The 6,715-nt window shown below is 68.7% G+C and carries 6 protein-coding genes; 3 read left to right on the top strand and 3 right to left on the bottom strand.

Annotated features, from left to right (window positions below):
• Both NFX52_RS28855 and hemH read right to left on the bottom strand, forming a co-directional pair.
• On the bottom strand, positions 1–2,471 hold a 2,471-nt coding region (locus NFX52_RS28855; protein WP_252635947.1), incomplete at its 3' end, for a Lon protease family protein.
• Between the two features lie 126 nt (positions 2,472–2,597).
• Positions 2,598–3,713 carry a ferrochelatase gene (gene hemH, locus NFX52_RS28860; protein ID WP_055402322.1) on the bottom strand — a complete coding sequence of 372 codons (1,116 nt, stop codon included), beginning with the start codon at positions 3,711–3,713 and terminating at the stop codon, positions 2,598–2,600.
• A gap of 59 nt (positions 3,714–3,772) precedes the next feature.
• Between hemH and NFX52_RS28865 the strand changes: the two genes are divergently transcribed.
• The 3 genes from NFX52_RS28865 to NFX52_RS28875 all read left to right on the top strand — a co-directional run bounded on the left by NFX52_RS28865 (position 3,773) and on the right by NFX52_RS28875 (position 5,691).
• Positions 3,773–4,516, top strand: coding sequence for an HAD-IA family hydrolase (locus NFX52_RS28865; protein ID WP_055402328.1), 744 nt, complete (start codon positions 3,773–3,775; stop codon positions 4,514–4,516).
• A gap of 111 nt (positions 4,517–4,627) precedes the next feature.
• Positions 4,628–5,482: a DUF2189 domain-containing protein gene (locus NFX52_RS28870; protein ID WP_055402321.1), complete on the top strand. Its 855-nt coding sequence runs from the start codon at positions 4,628–4,630 to the stop codon at positions 5,480–5,482.
• Positions 5,479–5,691 carry a DUF2788 domain-containing protein gene (locus NFX52_RS28875; protein ID WP_015014900.1) on the top strand — a complete coding sequence of 71 codons (213 nt, stop codon included), beginning with the start codon at positions 5,479–5,481 and terminating at the stop codon, positions 5,689–5,691. The genes NFX52_RS28870 and NFX52_RS28875 overlap by 4 nt, the downstream gene beginning before the upstream one ends.
• Before the next feature lie 50 nt (positions 5,692–5,741).
• Here the strand turns inward: NFX52_RS28875 and NFX52_RS28880 are convergent, their stop codons facing one another.
• On the bottom strand, positions 5,742–6,713 hold the full coding sequence (locus NFX52_RS28880; protein WP_252635948.1) for a tripartite tricarboxylate transporter substrate-binding protein: 972 nt from the start codon (positions 6,711–6,713) through the stop codon (positions 5,742–5,744).
• Positions 6,714–6,715 lie beyond the last annotated feature (2 nt).

Below are 6,715 nucleotides of genomic sequence, written 5' to 3' on the forward strand. Positions count from 1 at the left end.
CCCCTCCGCGCACCCCCCGCCACCTGGCAAGCCCTCCGATAAGCACGCAGCGTCAATTCCGCCCGCTGCATCACCGTATCTTCCACAGCGGTAGCACGGTCGGCCAGTTCGTCGGCCTGCGCCTGCAACAACTCCGCCGGGCTCATCCCTGACGCCTCGCCCGTCAGCAGCGCAATCCCCTCGCTCACATGCCCCATGGTGTAGACATGAAACAGCCCACGCTCCACTGCGTCCAGCACGCCGCGGTCGAGCATCAGGTGGCGCTGGTTGCGGGCGGGGATCAGCACGCCGTGTGTGCCGTCCAGCCCTGCAGTGCTGCAGGCGCGGAACCAGCCTTCGATCTTTTCGTTGATGCCGCCCACCGGCAGCACTTCGCCATGCTGGTTGAGCGCGCCGGTCACGGCAATGCCCTGGCGCAGCGGCAGGCCAGACAGGCTCGACAGCAGCGCATACAGCTCGGCGCACGAGGCCGAGTCGCCTTCCACGCCGCTGTATTCCTGCTCGAACACGATGGACGCATTCAGCGCCAGCGGCGCCACGTGGCTGAACAGGGCAGTGAGGTAGCTGTGCAGGATGAGCACGCCTTTGTCGTGGATGGGGCCGGACATATCGACCTCGCGCTCGATGTTGAGCAGGCCCTCTTGCCCGGCAAAGGTGCGCGCGGTGATGCGCACGGGGAAGCCGAAGCGGTAGTCGCCCAGGTCGATCTGCGTCATGGCGTTGATCTGGCCGGTGATGGAGCCTGCCAGCGAGATCAGGCGCTCGCCCTCGGTGATGGAGTCGTGCAGCTCTTCTTCGGGCTGGTTGTGGCGCTGGGTGCGGGCGGCCAGGGCGGCCTGCACGTCGGCGGCTTGCACCAGGGGGCCGCCGCGCGCCTTGCACAGGGCGGCGCTTTCGATGGCCAGCGCTTCGGTGTGGGCAAAGCGTGCGCTCTGGCGGCGCTGGTCGTCGGCCTCGCGGTGGGTCTGCTCCAGCAGCAGGGCCACGGCGTCGGGGCCAAAGTGGGGCAGGCCGCGCTTTTTGCAGACTTGCGCCACCAGGATGGCGGTGGCGTGGTGGGTGGCGGGGGTGGCGGCAAAGTGGTCTGAAAAATCCACCTTCACGCGAAAGCGGCGCGCGGCGTCGGGGTCGGCGTCCTGCAGGGCGTAGTACTCGTCCACCGATCCGATCAGCACGATCTTCACGTCCACGTCCACCGGCTCGGGCTGCAGCGCCACGGCGCCGCCGGGGGCATGGCCGGGGCCGCCGCCTCCTTCCTCGATCTGCAGGCGGCCGCAGCGCAAGAAGCGGCGCAGGCGTTGCCACAGGCCTTCTTCGGCGGCCAGGTCGTGCAGGTGCAGCAGGATGAAGCCGCCGTGCGCCTTGAGCAGGCTGCCCGCGTGGATGCCGGTGTGGTCGGCCTGCACGGTGTCGGCGTCCGAGCCATGTTCGATGCTGCCAAACAGCGTGCGCTGGGTGGGGTTGTCCTCCACCACCACGGGGGCGGCGGTGCGGCCGTGGTTGTCTACCACCAGGTTCACCTGGCAGCGGGCCAGCAGGTCGTCGAGCGCGTCCTTGCGGTCGTCTTCGGCATCGGCGCCCTGGTCGCCACCCCGTTCGGCGTCCAGGGGCTCGAACAGGTCGATGTCGCCCAGCACCGCCTGCTCCACCTGGTCGAGCCAGTGCGTGAGCTTGACGGTGTCCTTGATCTGCTTGCGCAGGCCCTGGCGGATGTCGTGCAGGGCGTGTTCCACCAGGGGCTTGATGGTCTGGCGGCGCAGGGCGGCCAGGGCGTCGTCGCGGGTGCGCTCCAGCGGGCGGACGGCTTCCAGAAAGCGGGCGATCTCGGTGCGCAGTTCGTGTTCGGCGGCGTCGATCTCTGCGCGGCGCTCGCGCGGCAGGGCGCGGGCCTCGGCTTCGGTCAGCGCCTGGCCTTTGGGGCCGGTGAGGGTGAACACCATTTGCCCGCCCTCGCGGGTCAGGCGGAATTGGCGGGCCTCGGCAAACGCGTCGAGCACGGCAAAGGCTTCGCCTTCTTGCGCCTGCCAGGTTTTCTCGATGCGCTCCGCCTCGGCCTTGAAGTCGGCGGCGGCCAGGCGCTTGGGGATGTCGGCCTGCAGGTTCTTGGCCATGTCGGCCATGCCTTGGCGCAGCTGGCGGCCCTGGCCCGCAGGCAGGCGCAGTGCGCGGGGCCGGTCGGGCGTGTCGAAGTTGTGCAGGTAGCACAGGTCGGGCGGCACGGCGCGTTCTGCCGCAGCAGTCTGCATGGCCTGGCGCAGCAGCGATGCGCGCCCGCTGCCCACTTCGCCCAGCACGAACAGGTGGTAGTCAGGCTGGTGCAGCCCCAGGCCAAACTGGGCGGCGGCCTGCGCGCGCTCCTGGCCGATCCAGGGCAGGGGCAGGTCTTGCAGCTCGGCCGTGCTGGCAAAGCCCAGCGTGGCGGGGTCAATCGTCAGCCGCAGCTGGTGGGGGGCGAGGGCAGAAGCGGGCATCAGTACAGGTGTTGGGGGAGGGGCAGGTCACCAAAGTGTGTCTGCCATCTCAGAATATGGGTCAAATTGGCCGCTAGCGCTTGATGGATAAGCGCAAGCAGCTATAAAAATAGTAGTAACCAGCAGTCAGTGCGCCACGGGGCACACGCCTTTGGGTGCCCCACCGGCCAACGCATGGCTGCGCGCATCGGCCAGCGCCGCAGCGGTGGGCACCTCGGTGGGCCAGCCCGCCAGGTGCTGTTGCGCCACGCGGCTCAGCGCCGTGATCCAGTGGCTGTTGTCGTTCAGGCAGGGGATGTAGTGAAACTCCTGCCCGCCCGCGTGCAGGAACGCCTCGCGCACTTCCATGTTGATTTCTTCCAGCGTCTCCAGGCAGTCGCTGGTAAAGCCGGGGCACACCACGTCCACGCGCCGTGCGCCAGCTTTGCCCAGTGCCTCGATGGTCGGCTGGGTGTAGGGCTCGAGCCACTTGGCCTTGCCAAAGCGCGACTGGAAGGTGATGCGGTAGCGGTCTTCGCGCAGGCCCAGGCGCTCGGCCAGCAGGCGGCCGGTCTTTCGTGATTCGCAGTGGTAGGGGTCGCCCAGGTGCAGCGTGCGTTCGGGCACGCCATGAAAGCTCATCACCAACTGGTCGGGTTGGCCGTGGGTCTTCCAGTGCGATTCGATGGTGCGGGCCAGCGCGTCGATGTAGCCGGGGGCGTCGTGGTACCGGTTTACAAACCGCAGCTCGGGCACGTTGCGGGTGGCGGCAGCCCAGGCGTACACGGCGTCAAACACGCTAGCGGTGGTGGTGGCCGAGTACTGCGGATACAGCGGCAGGATGAGGATGCGTGTGGCGCCTTCGGCCTTGAGCGCATCGAGCTGGCTGGCGACGGACGGGTTGCCATAGCGCATGGCATGGCGCACCAGCACCGCGTGCCCCGCTTCGCCCAGCCAGCCGCGCAGCAGCGTGGCCTGCTTGGCCGTCCAGTGGGCCAGGGGCGAGCCCTCGGGCGTCCAGATGCTCGCGTACTTGGCAGCCGACTTGGCCGGGCGCGTGCGCAGGATGATGCCGTGCAGGATGGGTAGCCACACGAGTTTGGGGATCTCCACCACGCGGTGGTCACCCAGAAACTGCGCCAGATAGCGGCGCACGGCAGGGGCGGTGGGTTCGTCTGGCGTGCCCAGGTTGCACAGCAGCACTCCAGTGCGTTCGGCCTGGCCGTGGGTGTAAGGGGGTTCGGTGTGGAAGGGTGAGCGCATGCCCCGATTGTGGCAAACGGACCGGCCCTTCGGTGACCGTGGAGTATTCTCTGCAGACCATGCCCGATTCCCCCGCTGAACTGCCCGCTGCCCAGCCCACCGCGCTGCAGCTGGACACCTCCCGCATCCGCGCCATCACCATCGACCTGGATGACACGCTCTGGCCCATCTGGCCCACCATCACGCGGGCTGAACGCGTGCTGCTGGACTGGCTCACGCACCACGCGCCCGCCACGGCAACCTTGTTCTCCAGCACCGAATCGCTGCGCGCCATCCGCAACCAGATGGTGGCGCTGCGGCCCGACCTGCTGCACGACCTGAGCGCGCTGCGGCGCGAGTCCATCCGCCTGGCGCTGACCCAGGCGGGCGACGAGCCCGCGCTGGCCGAACCGGCGTTTGACCTGTTTTTTGCCGAGCGCATGCGCGTGGAGCTGTTTGACGACGCACACGACACGCTGGCCTTCTTGTCGGCACGCTACCCGGTGGTGGCGGTGTCCAACGGCAATGCCGACGTGCACCGCATCGGCATCGGCCACTACTTTCGCCACAGCATCAGCGCATCGGAGTTTGGCGTGGCCAAGCCCGATGCGCGCATTTTTCACGCTGCCGCCACGGCCGTCGATGTGCTGCCCCACGAGGTTCTGCACGTGGGCGACGATGCCACGCTGGATGCGCAGGGCGCGCTGAACGCGGGCATGCAGGCCGTGTGGATCAACAGCGCCAACCACCCCTGGCCGCACGATGACGTGCAGCCCCATGCCACGGTGGACAGCCTCACTGCGCTGTGCAGGCTGCTCGCCTGACTGGCTGCGCCGGCTCGGTTTCTTGCCTCAGGTCAAGGTTTGGGCGTGCGGTGGTTGAAGCCGTTGCCCGATAAGGTCACACTCCATCGTCGCTCGGCGACCCTTCCCACCATGCCCCGTACTCCCCCCCCGTTGCCCACCATCCGCACCATCGGCCTCATGCAACCCATGGCCTGGCTGGTGCTGGCCTGGCGCGACATGGCGCGGGCGGGCTGGATCAGCTTTGCCCATGGGCTGGCACTCACGCTGTTTGGGGCTGCCATCTTTGCCGTAGCGCACCACCGCTTCTGGCTGCTGGCGGGGGCGCTGTCGGGCTTTCTGGTGGTGGCGCCGGTGCTGGCCACCAGCCTGTATGCGCTGAGCCGCGCGCTGGAGCGTGGCGAGCCCGCCAGCCTGGGCGTGGTGCTCAAGACCTGGTTCAACTGGCAGAACAGCCACGTGAACAAATGGGGCAACGACTACTGGTGCATGGTGCAGTTTGGCGCCCTGCTGGCGCTGGCGGCCTCGGGCTGGGTCATGACTTCGGCGGCGCTCATCACGCTGCTGGCGCCGGTGCCGATCGAGACACCGCTCGACTTTCTGCGCCACGTGGTCATGGCGCGCGATGGCTGGCTGTTTGAAATCTGGCTGGCCTTGGGCAGCCTGATGGCAGCGCCGATTTTTGCGTCCAGTGTGGTGGCCATGCCGCTGCTGCTGGACCGCCGCGCCACGCTGCTGCAGGCGGTGCTGACCAGCTGGCAGGCCGTGGTGGTCAACCCGCTGCCCATGGCGTTCTGGGCGGCGATCATTCTGGGCTTTACCTTGCTGGGCCTGGGCTCGCTGCTGCTGGGACTGATCGCCGTGATGCCCATGCTGGGCCACGCCAGCTGGCACGCCTACCGCGACCTGGTGGACGCATCCAGTCTGCCCGAGCGCGACCTGGCTGCACCCGCTGCACCGGCGCGCACGCCTGGAGGGGCATCGTGATTTTTGGCTTCACCGAGGCACAGATCTCGGGCTTCTTCCTCACCTATGGCGTGGGCGCGTTCATCGCCTACATGCTGTTCATCATCGGGCAGCTGGCGTGGGAATCGAAGGCAGGGCGGTTTGGCACCTTTGTGCTGTTTTTGGGCCTGGGCGTGGGGTTTCTGGGCTTCCTGGCCAAGGTGGTGATCCAGTGGTGGCTGGAGAAGTGAGCGGGCCAGAGATCCTCTGAGACCACCGCACGGGCTCTGCAGTAGCCGCCTCAGCGCGGCCAGGACCGCAGGCCCAGCTCCTGCGCCAGTTGCCGGTAGTCGGCCAGACTGCGTTGCACAAACTCCTCCAGCGCCGTACCGGTGCGCGCAAACGGGTACAGGCCGTATTGGTTGCACAGAGCTGCGTAGCCAGGGGCGGCCAGCGCCTCGGCAAAAGCTGCCACCCAGGCGCGCACGGCGGCATCGGGGGCGGTGGCGGCCATGTACAGGCCGCGCACCGTGGGCCAGACCAGGTCCACGCCCTGCTCACGGGCTGTGGGCAGATCGGCCAGTGCGCCGGGCAGGCGGGCCTGGGCCAGCACGGCCAGAAAGCGCAGGGGTGCGCCTTTTTCCAGGGCCTGCCGGGCCTCGGCGGCATCGCCGGTAAAGACGCCGATGTGGCCGCCGCGCAGGGCCTTGAGCGCCTCGCCGCCGCCTTCGAATGACACAAAGCGCATGCGCTTGGGGTCCTGCCCGGCGGCGCGGGTCAGCAGGGCGGCTTTCATCCAGTCCTGGCTGCCCAGGGTGCCGCCAGCGCCAAACACCACGCGGGCCGGGTCCTTGCGCAGCGCGGCCACCACGTCTTGCAGGCGCTGGTGGGGCGAATCGCGGTGCACGGCCACCACACCATAGTCGGTGCCCAGCGTGGCGATCCAGCGCACGGCGCTCACCGGATGGGGGCCGAAGCGGCCCTGCGCGATGTTGAGCAGCGAGCCGCTGGAGAACGCCACCAGCGTGCCCGGCCCGCCCAGCCGTCCGGTGGCAACCTGGTCAAACGCAACGGCGCCGATGCCGCCGGGCAGGTAGCGTGTTTGCAGCGGTGGGCGTGCGGGGCGCACCACCTGCACCGCCTGGGTGGCCAGGCCACAGGTCAGGTCGAACCCGCCGCCGGGGCGGGAGGGGGCGATGCACTCGGCGGGCTCCAGCGATGCGTCGGCCGCCCACGCAGCAGGCCCGTGCGCAGCGCCGGAAGTGCCCGCCAGTG

The sequence above is a fragment of the Acidovorax facilis genome (assembly GCF_023913775.1).
GTDB lineage: Bacteria > Pseudomonadota > Gammaproteobacteria > Burkholderiales > Burkholderiaceae_C > Acidovorax > Acidovorax facilis.

Excerpts from the sequence above, each read along its gene's own strand:
- NFX52_RS28870 (WP_055402321.1), top strand. The coding sequence starts at position 4,628 with ATGCCCCGTACTCCCCCCCCGTTGCCCACCATCCGCACCATCGGCCTC.
- hemH (WP_055402322.1), bottom strand. The coding sequence starts at position 3,713 with ATGCGCTCACCCTTCCACACCGAACCCCCTTACACCCACGGCCAGGCC.
- NFX52_RS28865 (WP_055402328.1), top strand. The coding sequence starts at position 3,773 with ATGCCCGATTCCCCCGCTGAACTGCCCGCTGCCCAGCCCACCGCGCTG.